8 protein-coding genes and 1 pseudogene are annotated in these 18,769 nt (G+C 39.3%); 7 read left to right on the forward strand and 2 right to left on the reverse strand.

Going from position 1 to position 18,769, the window contains the following annotated elements:
- Nucleotides 1-34: 34 nt before the first annotated feature.
- Nucleotides 35-334: pseudogene (locus WKT12_RS16535) on the reverse strand (two-component regulator propeller domain-containing protein); the annotation flags it as partial.
- Nucleotides 335-667: 333 nt separating this feature from the next.
- Here WKT12_RS16535 and WKT12_RS12875 point away from each other — a divergent pair.
- From WKT12_RS12875 to WKT12_RS12905, 7 genes are all read left to right on the forward strand, one after another.
- On the forward strand, nucleotides 668-3,883 hold the full coding sequence (locus tag WKT12_RS12875; RefSeq protein ID WP_340319933.1) for a SusC/RagA family TonB-linked outer membrane protein: 3,216 nt from the start codon (nucleotides 668-670) through the stop codon (nucleotides 3,881-3,883).
- Between the two features lie 28 nt (nucleotides 3,884-3,911).
- Nucleotides 3,912-5,774 (forward strand): RagB/SusD family nutrient uptake outer membrane protein, encoded by a 1,863-nt coding sequence (locus WKT12_RS12880; protein WP_294594336.1) that lies wholly within the window; start codon nucleotides 3,912-3,914, stop codon nucleotides 5,772-5,774.
- Between the two features lie 299 nt (nucleotides 5,775-6,073).
- Nucleotides 6,074-7,651 carry a sulfatase family protein gene (locus tag WKT12_RS12885; protein WP_340319934.1) on the forward strand — a complete coding sequence of 526 codons (1,578 nt, stop codon included), beginning with the start codon at nucleotides 6,074-6,076 and terminating at the stop codon, nucleotides 7,649-7,651.
- A gap of 78 nt (nucleotides 7,652-7,729) precedes the next feature.
- A complete protein-coding gene (locus tag WKT12_RS12890; RefSeq protein ID WP_340319940.1) occupies nucleotides 7,730-10,000 on the forward strand; it encodes a glycoside hydrolase family 20 protein in 2,271 nt (756 codons plus the stop codon).
- Between the two features lie 24 nt (nucleotides 10,001-10,024).
- Entirely contained in the window at nucleotides 10,025-12,742 is a 2,718-nt protein-coding gene (locus WKT12_RS12895) for an alpha-L-fucosidase (protein ID WP_340319935.1), read from the forward strand.
- A gap of 15 nt (nucleotides 12,743-12,757) precedes the next feature.
- Nucleotides 12,758-16,363, forward strand: coding sequence for a glycoside hydrolase family 2 TIM barrel-domain containing protein (locus WKT12_RS12900; RefSeq protein ID WP_340319936.1), 3,606 nt, complete (start codon nucleotides 12,758-12,760; stop codon nucleotides 16,361-16,363).
- Between the two features lie 147 nt (nucleotides 16,364-16,510).
- Nucleotides 16,511-18,136: a sialidase family protein gene (locus WKT12_RS12905; protein ID WP_340319937.1), complete on the forward strand. Its 1,626-nt coding sequence runs from the start codon at nucleotides 16,511-16,513 to the stop codon at nucleotides 18,134-18,136.
- An 84-nt stretch (nucleotides 18,137-18,220) separates the two neighbouring features.
- Here WKT12_RS12905 and mnmD read toward each other — a convergent pair.
- A partial coding sequence (mnmD, locus tag WKT12_RS12910; RefSeq protein WP_340319938.1) for a tRNA (5-methylaminomethyl-2-thiouridine)(34)-methyltransferase MnmD occupies nucleotides 18,221-18,769 on the reverse strand: 549 nt, incomplete at its 5' end.

Here is an 18,769-nt window from a genome sequence, read left to right on the forward strand (position 1 = left end):
TGTTTCGCTGGTAGTTTACAGTTCCGTTATTTGTTAGGATCCAAAGATTATGTAAACTATCTTCTTCTATTTGATAAATTTCATTGCCTGGTAAAGAAAAAGGGTTTCCTTCTTCATGAAAATAACTCTTTAGTTCGTAACCATTAAATTTGCCAAGCCCTTGTTTGCTACTGATCCATACAAAACCATTTTCTTCTGCATAGATATGTTGTATATAGGGTGGAAACCCATCCGATATGGACAATTGCTTATATAAGTACTCATCTGCTTGTATATTTGTTGGTATTAGCAGGAGAAGTATAAAATAAAGAAATTGTATAGTATGGACTTTCATAGCGTTTGTAAAACTTTGAGGACAAAAATACTAAATTTGGTTGAAATAGATAATAGCTTGTATAATTTTCTAAAAATGGGATTTCCTCGGTTGGGGTCTTGGTGCATTGGACTGTCTTCTTTAATGATTGATGACTCCTCTTCCATTTTTGTCTAAATGTTGTTCGATTTTGATTAATTAGCTTATTCTCTTATACAGAAATATGCTTTTATTGATTTTTAGAAATAAATTATTGATTTTAGAACATTGAAGAAAACTGAATCTCTCATCTTTGCTATACAAAATTTGAGTTTATTAAACCGCGGTATTAAAACGTTTATTAACTTTAAAACTATGAAACAAATACAATTTAAGGTGCATTCGGTTTGTATCTTCTTAATGCTCTTGTTAATAGTTCCATTTGGAGCTTTTGCTCAACAAGGAATGATTACAGGACAAGTTGTTGATGAAAAAGGTGAAAGCATAATTGGTGCTACTGTCCAAGTAAAGGGTACTTCGGATGGTACAATTACTGATTTCGATGGTAACTTTTCTTTAAAAGGTAAGGTTGGTAATACACTCGTAGTTTCTTATGTGGGTTATTCAACTCAAGATGTGAAAATTTCTAAAATGACAGGAAACCGTATTGTATTGAAAGAAGATACGGAAGTTCTTGATGAAGTTGTAGTAGTAGGTTATGGTACTGCGCGTAAAGGTGATTTAACTGGTGCATTAACTACCATGAAACCGGATGCTAATGATGCTGCAAAAGCTACTTCACTTGATAATCTCTTGTCAGGAAAAGTTGCTGGATTGGTAGTTAGTGCTTCTTCTGCTATGGCAGGTTCTGCATCTTCTATCACAATTCGTGGTGCCAGCTCTTTACGTGGTGATAATCAGCCGTTGTATGTCATCGATAACGTACCGCAAGCTTCTGCCGGTGAATTTGCTTCTTCTGGTATCAGTGGTGACTTCCAGATTAATCAGGACCCCTTGGCTTCTTTGAACCCTGCAGATATCGAAGATATTACCATCTTGAAGGATGCTTCTTCTACTGCTATTTATGGTTCTCGTGGTGCAAACGGTGTTATCTTGATTACGACTAAGAAAGGTAAACAAGGTAAAGCAAAAGTGAATGTTTCTGCTAACTTTACAATAGCTGAGCCATCAAGACTGATGGAGATGACTAATCTTTACGAACATGCGGCTTACATCAATTCACGTATTTCGAATGGTCAATATCCTTTCTATATTGTGGGTGACGAAGTGAGATATGTATACAATGATGCTTTGGCGAATTATGATCCCAATAACCCGGAAACTTATCATATAATTAACTATCGTAACTGGCAGAAGGAGATTTATACATCTGCATTCTCTCAGAATTATTCATTGTCAGTAAGTGGTGGTAGTGATAAGACGACTTATTATATCTCTGCAAACTTTAAGGATATTAACGGTACTGTAAAACAGACCGGTTTGAAACAAGGTGACTTGCGTGCTAATATCGGTATGGACTTGTCGAAAACAGTACACTTGAACATGACATTGAGTGGTTCTCTTCGTCAGAATAACATGATGGCCGGTGGTAGTACATTGGGTGGTTCTACAACCGCTATATCTCGTACCGCTCTTGATTATGCTCCGTTTGAAATGCCGGCAGATGACCCTTCTTTCAGTTCAGAAAATAAAACAACTATATTCAGTTGGTTGAATGACTATGTGGATGTTGCTAATGATAAGACATTCAATGCTTCTATGGATTTGTCATGGAATATTATAAAGGGCTTGCGTTATAACTTGCGTGTGGGTGGTAACCTGAACATGAACGACCGTAAGCGCTGGTATGGCTTGCAGTTGTATCAAGGTATGAACAACAATGGTTATCTGGCACTGACAGATTTGAACAAAAGCAATGTTACTATTGAAAATGTATTGAACTATAATACCAAGCTGGGCTCGATTGCAACATTGGATGCTACAGTGGGTGTTACTTACGATGATTATAACTTCCTGAGTGAAAATACAAATGGTACTCAGTTTACAATGTTCGATTTGAGAGAAAACGGACTTCATATGGCTGGTAATGTACAGCACTTAGCTCCGACTCAAAAAGACTATCAGTTACTTTCTTATCTGGGACGTCTAAACTTGACTTTCCTCGACAAGTATTTGATTACAGCTTCCTTACGTGCCGATGGTTCTAGTAAGTTTGGTAAAGGAAACCGTTGGGGGTATTTCCCTTCAGCTTCTGTTGCATGGCGTATGGAACAAGAAGAATTCCTGAAAGATGTTGATTGGTTGAATCAGTTGAAGGTTCGTTTAAGTTATGGTGTAACAGGTAACCAGAGTATCGATCCTTATTCTACATTCTCCATGTATGGCTCAAATGGTAATTATCACTATGGCAGTGGAAGTGGCGATCAGGAATCGGTTTTACAGATTACAAACTTGCCAAATGACGGCTTGACTTGGGAAAAGACCTCTTCATGGAATGCTGGTATCGACTTTAGTTTGTTACGTTCACGTTTGAGTGGTACATTCGATTTCTATGTAAAACGTACAAACGACTTGCTGATTTCACGTTCATTGCCGGGTTCTGCCGGATTTAGCTCTACTTATTATAACCAGGGTTCATTGGATAACAAAGGTGTAGAATTCTCTTTGACTGCTCAGGTTATTGATACTAAGGACTGGAAATGGAGTATTACAGGTAATATCGGAAAGAACAAGAGTAAGATTGTAGACCTTGGTTTGCTGCCTTCAGACTTTGGATGTTTGGGTGAACGTATTGGTTACTATGGTAACTCATTGGGTGACCACTTTGGAATAGGTCATGTATTCTTGCAAGGTGAAGCTCCGGGATTGTTCCTGGGTTATGTTACACAAGGAATTGTACAGCCGGAAGATATTACAGATCAAGGTGTGAAGTTTATCAAGGAAGATGGTTCAATTGGTTACTATAAGGATGTAAATGGAAGTACTCCGGTAGCAGGTGATATCAAATTTGTAGATAGAGATGGCAATGGTTCTGTAAATACTTCAGACCGAGATATTATCGGTGACCCGAATCCAGGATTTACATATGGTTTCCAGACTTCTTTATCTTGGAAAGGTTTGACGTTGAGCGCTGCCTTTAATGGCGTGCAAGACCGTGATGTCATCAACGTAAACAACCGTTATATCAATACTCCGGGACAGAAAGCCGGTACAGTATCAAAGAAGGCTTTTGAAGGTATGTGGACACCTGAAAATCACTCAAATTTGTATCCTTCTTCTAACTTCATTGTTCAGAACATGGTAATGGATCGTTACGTAGAAGATGCAAGCTACTTGAGATGTTCAGATATTACATTGAATTATGTTCTTCCTTCAGCATGGATGAAGAAGATCGGTTTCAAGAATACATCGATTTTTGCTTCTGTAAAGAATGCATTTATCATTACAGATTATAGTGGATATGATCCTGAAGTTAATAGCTTTGCTTTCGATGGATTGCGTCCGGGTGTAGACATGAGCTCTTATCCTACTCCTCGTCAGTTTGTATTTGGACTGAATGTAACATTCTAATAAATTGGATTTAAATAAAGATTAGATTATGAAACTATATAAATATTTGATATTATCTATAGTAGCGGCTTCCAGTTTTTCGTCTTGCTTGGATGAGGATCCGTTATATTCACAGAATAATACAGTCGTTTTCTCGTCTGAATCGAGTGCTCAGTTGGCTTTGCTGGGATGCTATGCGTATATGACTTCTACATCGGCTTATGGTCAGCATTATCAGGAAATTCCTATTAGCGGTGCCGGATTTGCATGGTCACAACGTAGTGGTAGTGATGGTATTGTTTCGTTACAGGCACTTTCAAGTGACGGATTGATTTCTACTACCTGGAATGGTATGTATAAAGTGATTTCTGAAACCAATGCCTTTTTGGAGAATCTGTCATCTAGTGGATTGAGCGATGATATTAAGAACCAGTATGGTGGTGAAGCGAAATTCCTCCGTGCCATGGCTTATTATAATCTGGTATCTCTTTGGGGAGATGTGCCTTTGAAAACTGTAGCTTCTACTTCAGAGGGTATCTCAATGCCTCGTACTCCGAAAGAGCAAGTATTGAATCAGGTTGTGACAGACTTGAAAGAAGCTATGAGCATCAGTGAAACTTCTGAGGTTGGACGTGTTAATTCGTGGGCAGTAAAGGCATTCTTGGGAAAAGTGTACTATCGGATGGCAAAGCTTGGTATTGATACTAACAATAATCTGAAAAATGCAAAGGAGATGTTCGATGAAGTTTATAACAAGCATGTATATGAACTGGAAAAGAATTTTGCAGATTTGTTTGGTGACTGGGTGACTACCTCGAAAGAAGCTATTTTCCAGTTGAACTTTGCTTTGAATTCTCCTTCTTGTTTTAACCGTGCCAGCAACCGTTTCTCACCGACAGGTTCGACACCGGGTGTATGCTGGAGTACGTATCGTGCGACAAAAGCTGCTTATGATATGCATCAAGGTACTTATCCAGGTGATCCTCGTATAGCTGCTACATTTTTGACTGCACATAGAGACCGTGGAGGAAATAATAAACCGGAACCTAAAGCTCAGGTAGGTGATAAACCGTCGGCAAACGATTCTGTATATTATTATCCTTATTTCACCTATACCGTTCAGTTGGATACAAAGAAGGTAAATGGTAAGGATGTTGCTGTATACGATTCTATCTATAAAAATGGAAAGGCTGTTGCTGCTAAACAATATGTAGGTAGATTGCCTTATGAGAAATTTAAAGATCCGACTAATCCGGATTTAAATTATCTGAATAATCTGAATGAAGCAGATGGTAAGACTCCGCAAGAAAAAGCATATATTAAAGCTTTGAAGGGTATACAGAAGAAATATGCGGAGAGTGGTAATCAGATGGCATGGCCTGCTCATATGAAGTTGTATGATCCTAACCAGCAGGGAACTTCTTCTCATAAGAATCTGATGGTATATCGTTATGCTGAAATGTTGTTGCTGATGGCTGATGTTTATAATGAACTGGGAGATACTCAAAAGGCTATCGAACTGGTAGAAGAGGTGTTGAAACGTGCACGTGAATCAGCTGGTGGTAACGGTGTTGAACCGAAGGCATGGTCTAAACAATTAACCAAGGATCAAGTCAGTGAAAAGATTTATTTCGAGTTCTTGTTCGAACTGGATGGTGAACCGTCAATGTATGAACTACTTCGTATCAAAGGTACTGAGTACTTGAAGAAAGCTTTACAATATCATAATAATCATGAGTTTACAAAGGCTTCGGATGCGTACTATAAGACTGCTGCTCAGAAATGGACCGACCGTCTTTATAATGAGGGTAATCTGACAGAAGACTTTCTGAAGAAGAACTTGTTATTACCGATTCCTGATACGGAAAGAGATGCAAATCCGGGTATCACGGATAATAACTTTGGTTATTGAAAAGCTATATAATTGGAGTCTGTTGAAAAATAGCCTGATTGTTGGTTAAAGTTTCTTTTAAGGGTTTCCTGAAGAAAAGGGTAAAATTGAAAACAGACTCTTGAAAGCTCGCATAATTACATTCTTTTATTATAAAGCTTATTGTAATTGTGCGGGCTTATTTAATAAATTTTTGATTCCCTTCTGTATTAGTTGAATGATGGTGAAGTATTTTCTGCCTCATATTTTTACGTAATCTTTATTAGTACTACAGACTCAATGTTTGTAATGATTTTACTCCGAATAATTAATATATAAATATGAAAAACCTGAATTTATTTTATTCTATGGCCGGATTGAGTGCTTTGACTGCAACAGCGTCTTCTTGCCAGCAGAATAAGTCGGAAGCAAAAAAAACTTATAATATTGTTTATATCATGACCGATGATCATACGGCTCAGATGATGAGTTGCTATGATACGCGGTATATGGAAACACCTAATCTGGACCGTATTGCTGCCGATGGGGTACGTTTTACGAATAGTTTTGTGGCTAACTCGTTGAGTGGTCCGAGTCGTGCTTGTATGATTACTGGCAAACATTCGTGTGGAAATAAATTTTATGATAATACGACCTGTGTGTTCGACAGTGCCCAACAGACTTTTCCTAAATTGCTTCAGAAAGCGGGATACCAGACAGCTCTGATAGGTAAGTGGCATTTGGAGAGTTTGCCTACCGGATTTGATTATTGGGAAATATTGCCGGGACAGGGGGATTATTATAATCCGGACTTTATTACTCAGAATAATGATACTATCCAAAAACATGGTTATATAACTAACCTGATAACAGATGATGCGATAGACTGGATGGAAAATAAACGAGATAAGGATAAACCTTTCTGCCTGATGATCCACCACAAGGCAATTCATCGTAACTGGATGGCTGATACGTGTAATTTGGCATTGTATGAAGATAAGACTTTCCCGCTTCCAGAAACATTCTTCGATGATTATGAAGGTCGTCCGGCTGCTGCCGCACAAGAAATGAGTATCGTAAAAGATATGGATATGATTTACGATCTGAAGATGCTGCGTCCAGACAAAAATTCACGTTTGAAAACATTATATGAATCATTCCTAGGACGTATGGATAAAGAGCAGAGAGCTGTTTGGGATAAATTTTACGGCCCGATTATTGAAGATTTCTATAAGAAAAATCCTCAGGGTAAAGACTTGGCTGACTGGAAGTTTCAGCGTTACATGCGTGATTACATGAAGACGGTGAAATCGTTGGATGATAATGTAGGACGTGTATTGGATTATTTAAAAGAAAAAGGTTTGTTGGACAATACGTTGGTGGTTTATACTTCCGATCAAGGTTTCTATATGGGAGAGCATGGATGGTTTGATAAACGCTTTATGTATGAAGAATCGATGCATACTCCTTTGATTATGCGTTTACCTAAAGGATTCAATCGGAGAGGAGATATTACCGAACTGGTACAGAACATTGATTATGCTCCAACGTTTTTGGAACTTGCCGGAGCAAAGGTATCGGAGGATATGCATGGAGTTTCTTTGTTGCCATTGCTGAAAGGAGAACATCCAGCCAACTGGCGTAAAGCTTTGTATTATCATTTTTATGAATATCCTGCAGAGCACATGGTAAAGCGTCATTATGGAATCCGTACTAACCGTTATAAACTGATTCATTTCTATAATGATATTGATGAATGGGAACTTTATGATTTACAAAAGGACCCTAATGAGCTACATAATTTGTATGGTCAGAGTGACTATGATTCGATTGTCACTGACTTAAAGAAACAATTATTGGAACTGCAGGAAAAATATAATGATCCTGTACGTTTTTCTCCAGATCGTGATAAAGAATAAAAATAGAGAGATATGGTTAAGATATATTTTCAGTCGAGGAAATGGATAATGGCTTGTATTGCTGCTTTGGCACTGGGTATGGCTGGATGTCATTCTCCAAAACAACTTGAGGATGTGGTTATTGTTCCTCAGCCGTTGTCTGTTGAAAAGGGAAGCGGTTCTTTCTCTTTTAGTGGAAAGACTGTTATTGCTGTAGCTGATGATGAACAACGTATCGTGGCCGAAAACTTTGCTTCGCTATTTACTAAATCGGCGGGTTTCACTCCTAAGGTTGAAAAGGCAAAAGATGGCAATATCGTTTTTTCTATTGATCAGTCGATGAAAACAGACGCCTATGAATTACAGATAACTTCTGATAAAATAACGATAAAGGCAGCCGATGTGAAAGGCTTCTTTTATGCCTTGCAAAATATTCGTCTGATGCTTCCCCCTGCAATAGAAGGGCAGAAGCATACTGTGGAAACATGGGCTGTACCTGCTATTACTATTAAAGATAAGCCTCGTTTTGATTATCGAGGTTTTATGTTGGATGTTTCTCGCTATTTTTTACCGAAGGAAGATGTGATTCGAATGATTGATTGTATTTCTATGTTGAAAATTAATCGTTTGCATTTGCATCTCACAGATGATAATGGATGGCGTCTGGAAATAAAGAAATATCCTCGTCTGACAGAAGTAGGGGCGTGGAGGGTAGATCGTCAGAAGTTTCCTTTTCCTGATAGAAGGAATCCAAAAAAGGGAGAACCTGCCACTGTAGGTGGATTTTATACTCAAGAAGATATGAAGGAGATTATCCGTTATGCAGCCGAACGTCAGGTGGAAATTATTCCGGAAATAGATATTCCTGCTCATTCGAATGCTGCTTTGGCTTCCTATCCGGAATATGCGTGTCCGGTTGTAAAAGATTTTATCGGGGTATTGCCTGGTCTGGGTGGAAAGAACGCTGAAATAATCTTTTGTGCGGGAAATGATAAAACCTTTACTTTCTTACAGGATATTCTTGATGAAGTGATTGCATTATTTCCTTCCCGCTATATCAATTTAGGAGGGGATGAAGCCACTAAAACCAACTGGGAAAAATGTCCTTTGTGTCAGGCACGTATTCGTAAAGAACATTTAGCTGATGAAGAAGCTTTACAAGGATATTTTATGTCACGCATAGGAGATTATGTCCGTAGTAAAGGTAAGCAAGTTATGGGTTGGGATGAACTGACGAATAGTAAATTGCCAGAAGAGGCTATTATTTTAGGTTGGCAAGGATATGGAAAGGCTGCACTGAAAGCAGCGGAACAGGGACATCGGTTTATAATGGCACCTGCCCGTATTGCTTATTTAATCAGATATCAGGGACCTCAATGGTTTGAGCCTGTTACTTATTTTGGTAATAATACATTAAAGAATTTGTTTGAGTATGAGCCTGTTCAGAGCGACTGGAAGCCTGAATACGAATCTTTGTTGATGGGAGTTCAAGCCTGCATGTGGACTGAATTTTGTAATGTACCCGAAGATGTGTTTTATATGACTTTCCCGAGATTGGCTGCTTTGGCAGAAATAGCATGGGTTCCAAAAGGGAAAAAGAACTGGAATGAATTTTTGAAAGGATTAGATAATTTCGACAAACATCTGGAGCAGAAGGGAATTATCTATGCACGTTCTATGTATAATATTCAGCATAAGGTTACACCGGAAGAATCTGGAAAATTAAAAGTGGAACTGGAATGCGAACGTCCTGATATGGAAATACATTATACGTTGGATGGTACTGAACCTATGGAAACATCTGCTGTATATGATTCTGCTTTTGTCGTTGATAAGGATGTAGAAATAAAAGCCGCCACTTTTACTAAAGGTAAACAGATGGGAAAAACGCTTATATTACCTATTCATTGGAACAAGGCTACGGCTAAACCGTTAGTGGGTGCTCCGAAAGAAATGGGAATATTAGTCAATGGCTTACGTGGAAGTCTGAAGCAGACTGATTTTGAATGGCATACGGGAGGACTATCACAACCTATTTCTTTTGTTATAGATTTGTTGAAGCCTGAAAAGATGAAATGTTTTGCAGTTGGTTGCATTACGAATTATGGTATGGCTGTACATAAGCCTCGAATGATGAAAGTAGAAGTTTCGGACGATAATAAGACATTTAAAGAAATAGGAAAGTTGACCTTTACGGATGATGAAATTTTTAAGGAAGGTAATTTTATTGAAGATTTATCGATTGAAAATGTTGATATTATCGGACGTTATATTAAATTTACACTGGAAACTCCAGGAAATTGTCCAGATAATCATGTTCGCCCGGGACAAGCGTCTAAAGTTTATCTTGATGAAGTGATAATTGAGTAATAATTTGACATATAAATAAACTGCATGAATAAAATAAACCAGTTTTTAATGGCGTGTTCATTGCTTGTCCTCCCTATTGGGGGGCAAGCTCAGCAGGATACCTCTTATTTTGTAAAGCATTTGCAGTTTTCTGGAAATGAAAGCTTGGAGCAGAAAGCTTCAATGGCGGCCCGTTTAGTTCCCTCTCCGCAGCAGTTAGCCTGGCAGCAGATGGAACTGACGGCTTTTTTGCATTTTGGAATTAATACATTTACCGGTCGTGAATGGGGGGATGGTACGGAAGATCCTTCTTTGTTTAATCCGACGGAACTGGATGCTGAGCAGTGGGTACACACCTTGAAAGAGTGTGGCTTTAGGATGGTACTGCTTACAGCCAAGCACCATGACGGTTTCTGTCTGTGGCCGACAAAGACGACATCTCATTCGGTGGCTTCTTCTCCGTGGAAGGGCGGCAAGGGTGACGTGGTGCGTGAACTTCGTGATGCATGTACCAAGTATGGCATGAAATTCGGTGTATACCTGTCTCCTTGGGACCGTAATGCTTCCTGCTACGGTAATTCTCCTGAATACAATAAATTCTTTATCGAACAGCTCACGGAATTATTGACAAATTACGGTGAGGTGAATGAGGTATGGTTCGACGGTGCAAACGGTGAAGGTCCTAACGGAAAGAAGCAGGTGTACGACTGGGACGCCTTTTATAAGACAATCCAGCATTTGCAGCCCAAAGCTGTAATGGCGATAATGGGTGATGATGTACGTTGGGTTGGCAATGAGAAAGGTATCGGTCGTGAAACGGAATGGAGCACAACGGTACTTACTCCGGGAATTTATGCACGTTCTGCGGAAAATAATAAACGTTTAGGGGTTTACGGTAAAGCAAAAGATTTGGGTAGTCGTAAGATGTTGCAGGATGCAACGGAACTTTTCTGGTATCCTTCGGAAGTGGATGTATCGATTCGTCCGGGGTGGTTCTGGCATGAGGAAGAAAATGCAAAGGTGAAAAGTCTGCAAGAATTGTCAGATATTTATTTTCAGTCTGTAGGCTATAATTCGGTTCTTTTGCTGAATATACCTCCCGACCGCCGGGGTTTGCTGAACGAAGCCGATGTATCCCGTTTGAAGGAGTTTGCAGTTTACCGCCGCCGGGTCTTTTCGGATGATAAGGTTCAGAACGGTAATGTTTCATGGACTGCATGTGCAGGTGAATCCCGTTCGTACGTCATTCGTCCAGCGAGTCGGCTGAACGTGGTTCAGGTTCAGGAAGATATCTCGAAGGGTCAGCGTGTGGAGAAGTTTACGGTTGAGGCTTACCGTAACGGTGTCTGGCAGTCATTGGGTGAAGGTACGACCATCGGCTATAAGCGCATGCTTCGCTTTCCGGAGCTGACGGCTGATTCCATCCGTGTCCGCATTGATTCGTGTCGTCTTTGTGCGAATATATCGAATGTATCTGCTTATTATGCTCCAGCTCTTGCAAATCAGGCGGCAGTTGCTGACTGGAACATGCTTCCGCGCAATACGTGGAACCGGTTGTCATTTTCTCCTTTGGTGGTAGACTTGGGCAAGCCGGTCCGTCTGAAGGCTTTCACCTACGCTCCTTTGAACGGAGAAGCTAAACCAACGATGGCTTATCATTACCAGTTCTCTGTCAGTGAGGACGGAAAGGAGTGGAAGGTATTGGTATCGGATGGTGAGTTCAGTAACATCATGCATAATCCGTTGCCCCAGACTGTAAGTCTTCCGTCGGTACCAACAGCCCGTTATGTAAAGCTGGAAGCAACAACTTCGGATGATTCGGCTGCTGTCATTGAGATGGAGGAGTTGGGAGTAACTGTGGTTGATGATAAAGATGATGAAACGAAAGTATACCCTCATCCGGATGAAACATTGAAGCTTAAACTGGGTGATGCTCATCCTACCCAGAAAGGATGGTATTTTTATACCGCCCATGAGTTTTTGGATAAGTATACAAAGAAGGGACTTCCTTTAGGTTTTCAAGAGCATAAGACTAAAACGATGAGTAAGGCGGCTTGTGTGAATAATGCAAGGTGCTCTAAGGTGGAAAATGGTGTATTACATATGTGGCCAGTGGAAGAAACGGATTCAATAGATAACGGTTTCGGAAAAAACGTAAAATTTTCACATGCGGCTTATCGTTCGGTAACTTCCGGAAAACAGACTTGGTGTAAGTTTACAGAGAATATGCGAATAGAAATCCGTTTTAAACGTACAGCTGCAGAAGGGTTTAATGAAGCTCTGTGGTTTATGGGAAACAAAGGACCATGGCCAAAGAATGGAGAAATTGATTTATTGGAAAATCCCAAAAAGCAAATAAATCAGCGTGCTCATTTTACTCTTCATTCAGAACACCATTATGCTGGTGTGGTAGGAGGTAAAGGAAGTGTTACCTCTAGCATTAACCTAGGGGATATGAGTCAATGGAATATTTATTGGTTGGAATGGTATCCGGACAGGATTGTGGGAGGAGTGAATGGTAAAGCTTATTTTGAACATAAAAAAGGGGCGAATGGCAACATTGATTGGCCGTGGAGTGATCTTGCCGGATTTTATCTGATATTTAGTACGGGATTATCTGTTGATCCGGAGGCATGGCCGGGAGCCGTTGATTCACAAAAATGGAGTAAGCAAAATCCTCCTTCCATGTATATTGATTGGGTACGTGTTTATGTTAACGATAATTACAATCGAGATAAAGCTCCAAAAGTAAGATATTATTAATGAAATTTTTATTTTATGAGAAATATATTCGTTTGTTTAGTGTGTGTATGGATTTGTGCTATTGGTACAGTGTATGCACAGGTTGGGTTTGCTCGGAATAAATTGTACAATATTGTACCAGTTAATCATCCGGGAAAAGTGTTGGGATATGATGCTGGTAGTCAGCGTGTGTTATTAAGTAATAGTAGTGAAACTGATAAACTGCAACAATGGAGCATTACTAATTTGTCCGGTAGTTTTCGTTTTATAAATCCTTTTGAGAATAAGGCTGTTCATGCGAAAAGCGATAAAACATTGGGAATAACTGAAAATAATGGTTCTGATGAATCTCAGTTATGGATTATAAAGAAGAATGGCAAATATTTGCAGATATTTCCTTCCAATAGTCCAGAATTGATTTTGTTTTGTCGTACAAACGGGCAGTTTACATTGGCTGATAAAGCAAAGTATTCTAATAGTCCAGAAACATATTTTTATATAAATGTCAGTAAAGCTGTGATGCCAGCAGAGGGGACTTCAGATATTTCTGTTCGTCCTAAAGTTCATTGGGAAGATGAAACAATGTTTGCAGAACATAAAGAGCCAGGTTGTGCAACTTATATTCCTTATATGACGGAAAAAGAAATGTTGTCGGATAAAGATTTTTATCGTACTCCCTGGCTATATAGTAAAAGTTCTGCTTTTCAGTTATTGAATGGAGATTGGCTCTTCCATTTTGTTTCTGAACCTTCTCAGCGTCCGGTATCTTTCTATAAAGAGGACTATGATGTTTCTAATTGGGAGACTATACCGGTTCCTTCTAATTGGGAAATGCAAGGATACGACCGTCCTATTTATGCGAATGTAGAATATCCTCACTCTAACACACCTCCTTATATTGATGCTCGAAAAGGGTTCAATGATGGTGGTGCCAATTATGGTATCAATCCAGTCGGTTCGTATGTACGTTTCTTCGATTTACCTGCCGGATGGGAAAAACAACGTACATTTATTCATTTTAGTGGAATATATAGTGCTGCATTTGTTTATTTGAATGGAGAATATGTAGGATATACGCAAGGATCGAACAATGTTGCTGAATTTGACTTGACGAAATATTTGCGTACAGGTAAGAATCGCTTGGCTGTTCAGGTCTTTCGCTGGAGTGACGGTTCTTATCTGGAATGTCAGGATATGTTCCGTATGAGTGGTATCTTCCGTGATGTTTATTTGTATAATGTTCCTTTAGTAAGTGTGCGTGATCATTATATAACTTCTAAGCTGGATGCTGCTTCAGGATATACTAACGGTGAAATGCGTGTTGATTTGACACTCGATAACCGTGACCGGATGAAAGGTGCAAAGAATTTGATTGTAAAGTTATTCGACCCGGCAGGAAAATTAGTTGCTGAGACAGAGCAGCAGGTGAACTATTCGGAAAATAAAGAAGTTATTCAGACAAAGGTAGCCTTTAAACTGAAAAATCTTCTTCCTTGGACTGCAGAAACTCCTAACTTATATACTGTGCATGTGATTCAGCGAAACGGGGATAAAGATGAAATGGCATTTTCTACCAAGTATGGATTCCGTGACATTGCATTAAAAGGTACATTGGTCTATATTAATGGACAACGGGTATTCTTTAAAGGAACTAATCGTCATGATACACATCCTGTTTATGGACGAGCTGTAACAGTTGAATCAATGTTGCGTGATGTAACATTGATGAAGCAGAATAATATTAATACCATTCGTACTTCTCATTATCCAAATGATGCGAAGATGTATGCTATGTTCGATTATTTTGGACTTTATACAATGGATGAGGCGGATTTGGAAGATCATGCCAATCAGTCTATTAGTGATATGCCTTCTTGGATTCCTGCTTTTGTCGATCGTATTGACCGTATGATCCTCCGAGATCGCAATCATCCAAGTGTTATTTTCTGGAGTTTGGGAAATGAAGCTGGAGGAGGAAATAATTTCCAGGCTTGTTACGATGCTGCAAGACAATTAGACAACCGCCCCATACACTATGAAGGTACACGTGATGGAAAAGATTATGGCGGCAATCGCTTCAGTGACTTGTATTCGAAGATGTATCCTGGTATGAAATGGATGAATACTTACGTAAGTTCACTGGATAAACCGATGTTTATTTGTGAGTATGCTCATGCCATGGGAAATGCCATCGGTAATCTGAAGGAATATTGGGAAAGTATTGAAAGTAGTTCAGCTACTATTGGTGGAGCTATTTGGGACTGGGTAGATCAGGCTATTTATGAACCTCATGAGATAAAAAATGGTATTTATCGTTTACATACAGGCTATGATTTCCCAGGTCCTCATCAAGGTAATTTCTGTTCGAATGGAATTATTCCTGCTACTCGTGAGGAATCTCCTAAGTTGAAGGAGGTAAAGGCTGTATATCAATATGTGCATTTTGCTGATAAAGGAGTTGATTTAAAACAGAATGAAGCAAAGGTTTTGTTGAAAAATACATATGATTTTCTTTCGCTTGATAAATTCTATTTGCGTTGGCAGGTTGTGAAGGATGGTGTTTGTCTTACGCCGGATAGCATGAAGCTTCCTGTTGTGATGCCTGATGATTCATTGTTGGTTACTTTAAAGTTGAAAGATATTGATTTAAAAAAGGCAGCTAAAGAAGGTGAAGAAGTTATGCTTGATTTATACGTATGTTGTACGGATACTGAAAGTTGGGCTGGTGCTGGGCATGAAGTTGCAAAACAGCAATATGAATTGTTATCTCGTTGTGGATTGCCTGAACTGAAAAAGCAGAATAGTAAAAAACTGAAATTGGATGTTTCGGATAGTGAGAATTTGCTGACAGTGAAGAATAAAAATATAGAAGCTGCGTTCAATAAGACAAATGGACAGTTGGTTTCATTGATTATGAATGGGAAACAAGTTATCAGTCAGGGTGGAGGATTTGTATACGATAATCATCGTTGGATAGAGAATGACAGATTCACAGAAACTGGTAATGGGTTGCAGGATAAAGGTACTTGTACGGTAACTGAAGATAAGGGTAACGTAATTGTTACAACAACTCGTGAAGGGAATTTGTGCAGCACTGATATTACTTATACTTTTACACAAGCTGGTGTGATGGATATGGAGGTCCTTTTCCGTCCACATACTGCTGATTTGAGACGTTGCGGATTGGTTGCAAATATTGATTCTACATTAAGTAATATCGATTATTATGCATATGGTCCGTGGGAGAATTATAGTGACCGTAAAGATGGTTGCATGGTAGGACGATATACCACAACAGTAGATGGTATGGAAGTTCCTTATATGAAACCTCAGTCTATGGGTAATCGTGAAAGCTTACGTGAGTTGACTTTACGTGATACTGATGGTAAAGGTGTGAATATTCAGACCGAAGGAAATGTTTCGTTTTCTGCTCTTTGGTATACAGATAAAGATTTGATGGACGGACAACATGCATGGGAGTTGACTAAACGTCCGTATATTGTGCTTCATTTGGATGCTGTCCATCGGGGAGTAGGTAATGCCAGCTGTGGGCAAGATGTAGATACATTGCCTATTTATCGTGTTCCACAGCAGGACACTAAGTATAAACTGCGCTTTTCTGCTTGTTCTCTGAATAAATAAGAGCATTTCAGCCAGGAGTCAAAACAGATTTTAGGAGAGTGCTAAAATAATAATCCTTTTATCTGTTTCGACTCCTGACTTTTATTGTTTGAAACCTTGGTATTAACAGAAACTATTGCAGGATAGTTTCATAAATTTTTATTTGCTATGAGAAAATTATTTGTTCTTTTAGTTGGATTTATGTCTGTCGCTGGATTAAAGGCTACAGATACTGTTTATATAAAAGCACCTCAGGTGCCGGTCTTGATAGAACGGCATGATAATGTTTTGTTCTACATGCGTCTTGACGCACGAGAAAGTAAAGTGTTAGATAATGTATCAGTAACCTTTGGAAAAAATGTACCTTTATCACAGATTAAATCTGTCAAGTTATATTATGGAGGAACAGAGGCTTTTCAGGACAGAGGAAAAAAACGTTTTGCTCCTGTTGATTATATTTCCAGTCATACTCCGGGTAAAACATTGTCAGCTAATCCTTCGTATGCTATTAAAAAGTCTGAAGCTGCCCCAGAGGGAAATACCGTGTTGTTGACAGGCAATCAGAATTTATTTCCAGGTACTAATTTTTTCTGGGTTAGTATCGAAATGAAACAGGATGCTTCATTACTGACAAAGGTAACGGCTCAGATTACTCGCGTAGAAGCTGAGGGTAAGTCGTTACCTGTTAAATGTGTATCTGCACCGGATGTTGTACGTCGAATGGGAGTAGGAGTACGTCATGCAGGAGATGATGGGGCAGCAGCTTTTCGAATACCTGGATTAGTAACAACAAATAAAGGGACTCTGTTGGGGGTATATGATGTTCGCTATAATAACAGTGTTGACTTGCAGGAGCATGTGGATGTGGGACTAAGTCGAAGTACTGATGGTGGAAAGACTTGGGAAAAAATGCGTTTGCCTTTAGCTTTCGGTGAATATGGTGGTCTTCCGTCTGCTCAAAACGGTGTGGGAGATCCTTCTATTTTAGTTGATACTAAAACAAATACAGTTTGGATTGTTGCTGCATGGACACATGGTATGGGTAATCAGCGGGCATGGTGGAGCTCGCAGCAGGGTATGGATTTAAATCATACGGCTCAGTTAGTTCTTGTAAAGAGTACAGATGATGGTAAGACTTGGTCGGAACCGATTAATATTACTGAACAGGTGAAGCGCCCGGAATGGTACTTCTTGCTTCAAGGACCGGGTAGAGGAATAACAATGAGTGATGGTACCTTGGTCTTTCCTATTCAATATATAGGTAAGGACCGTATTCCTAATGCTGGAATCATGTATAGCAAAGATGGTGGAAAAACATGGACAATTCACAATCATGCTCGTACTAATACTACCGAAGCACAAGTAGTGGAAGTGAGTCCTGGAACGCTGATGCTGAATATGAGAGATAATCGTGGTGGAAGTCGTGCCGTGTATACAACTTCTGATTTGGGTATGACATGGAAAGAACACGAATCATCGCGTACGGCACTGCCGGAACCTGTTTGTATGGCAAGTCTTATCAGTGTGAAAGCTGCTGATAATGTTTTGGGTAAGGATATCTTGGTTTTCTCTAATCCTAATACGACCAGCGCTCGTAAGGATATTACAATCAAAATAAGTCTTGATGGAGGAAATAGTTGGAGTCCGGAGTATCAGCTACTTTTGGATGAAGGAGAGAATTGGGGATATTCGTGCCTTACAATGATTGATAAGGAAACAATAGGTATTCTTTATGAAAGTAGTGCGGCACATATGACTTTCCAATGTGTAAAATTGAAGGATATTGTGAAGTGATAAATTATCTTCTATAGATATATAATAAAATCCCTTTATGGTATTAACCGGTTCAGATGGTAATGAACATAAAGGGATTTTTATTTATTTTGAAGCTCTTAAAATTTCACGCTTACCGCCCGGAGGGCCAGGAAGACGTTCTACTGTAAAACCTGCTGTTTGCAGCATACGGCGTATTACACCTTTAGCACAGTATGTTGTGAGAATTCCATTAGAAGAAAGTCGGCTGTATAGTGTATTAAAAAGTTCTTGACTCCACATTTCCGGCTGTTTTTCTGGAGCAAATGCATCGAAGTAAATAACGTCGTATTCCCCTTGAAAATCATACTTTGTGAAGTCATCCATTATTTTATGTAATGTAAAGTGTGGAGTAATCATTACATCAGTATTCCATTCGGCAGAATGTAATGCATAAAAATCGTTACTGCGTTCAGGACAAATCAGTTCTGGATATTTCAAATGATGAATAATGTCGTCAGATACTGGATAACGTTCGATTGTGGTATAATGTATATTTCGTTGGCTCGAATCAGCTTCCAGAAGGGATAAAAAGGCATTCAAGCCTGTTCCAAAACCGATTTCCAATACTCGTGGGGTGGAGGACGGATGGTGTTTCAAGCCCATGTTTATAAA

It is taken from the genome of Phocaeicola sp. HCN-6420 (assembly GCF_037890145.1).
Lineage (GTDB): Bacteria > Bacteroidota > Bacteroidia > Bacteroidales > Bacteroidaceae > Phocaeicola.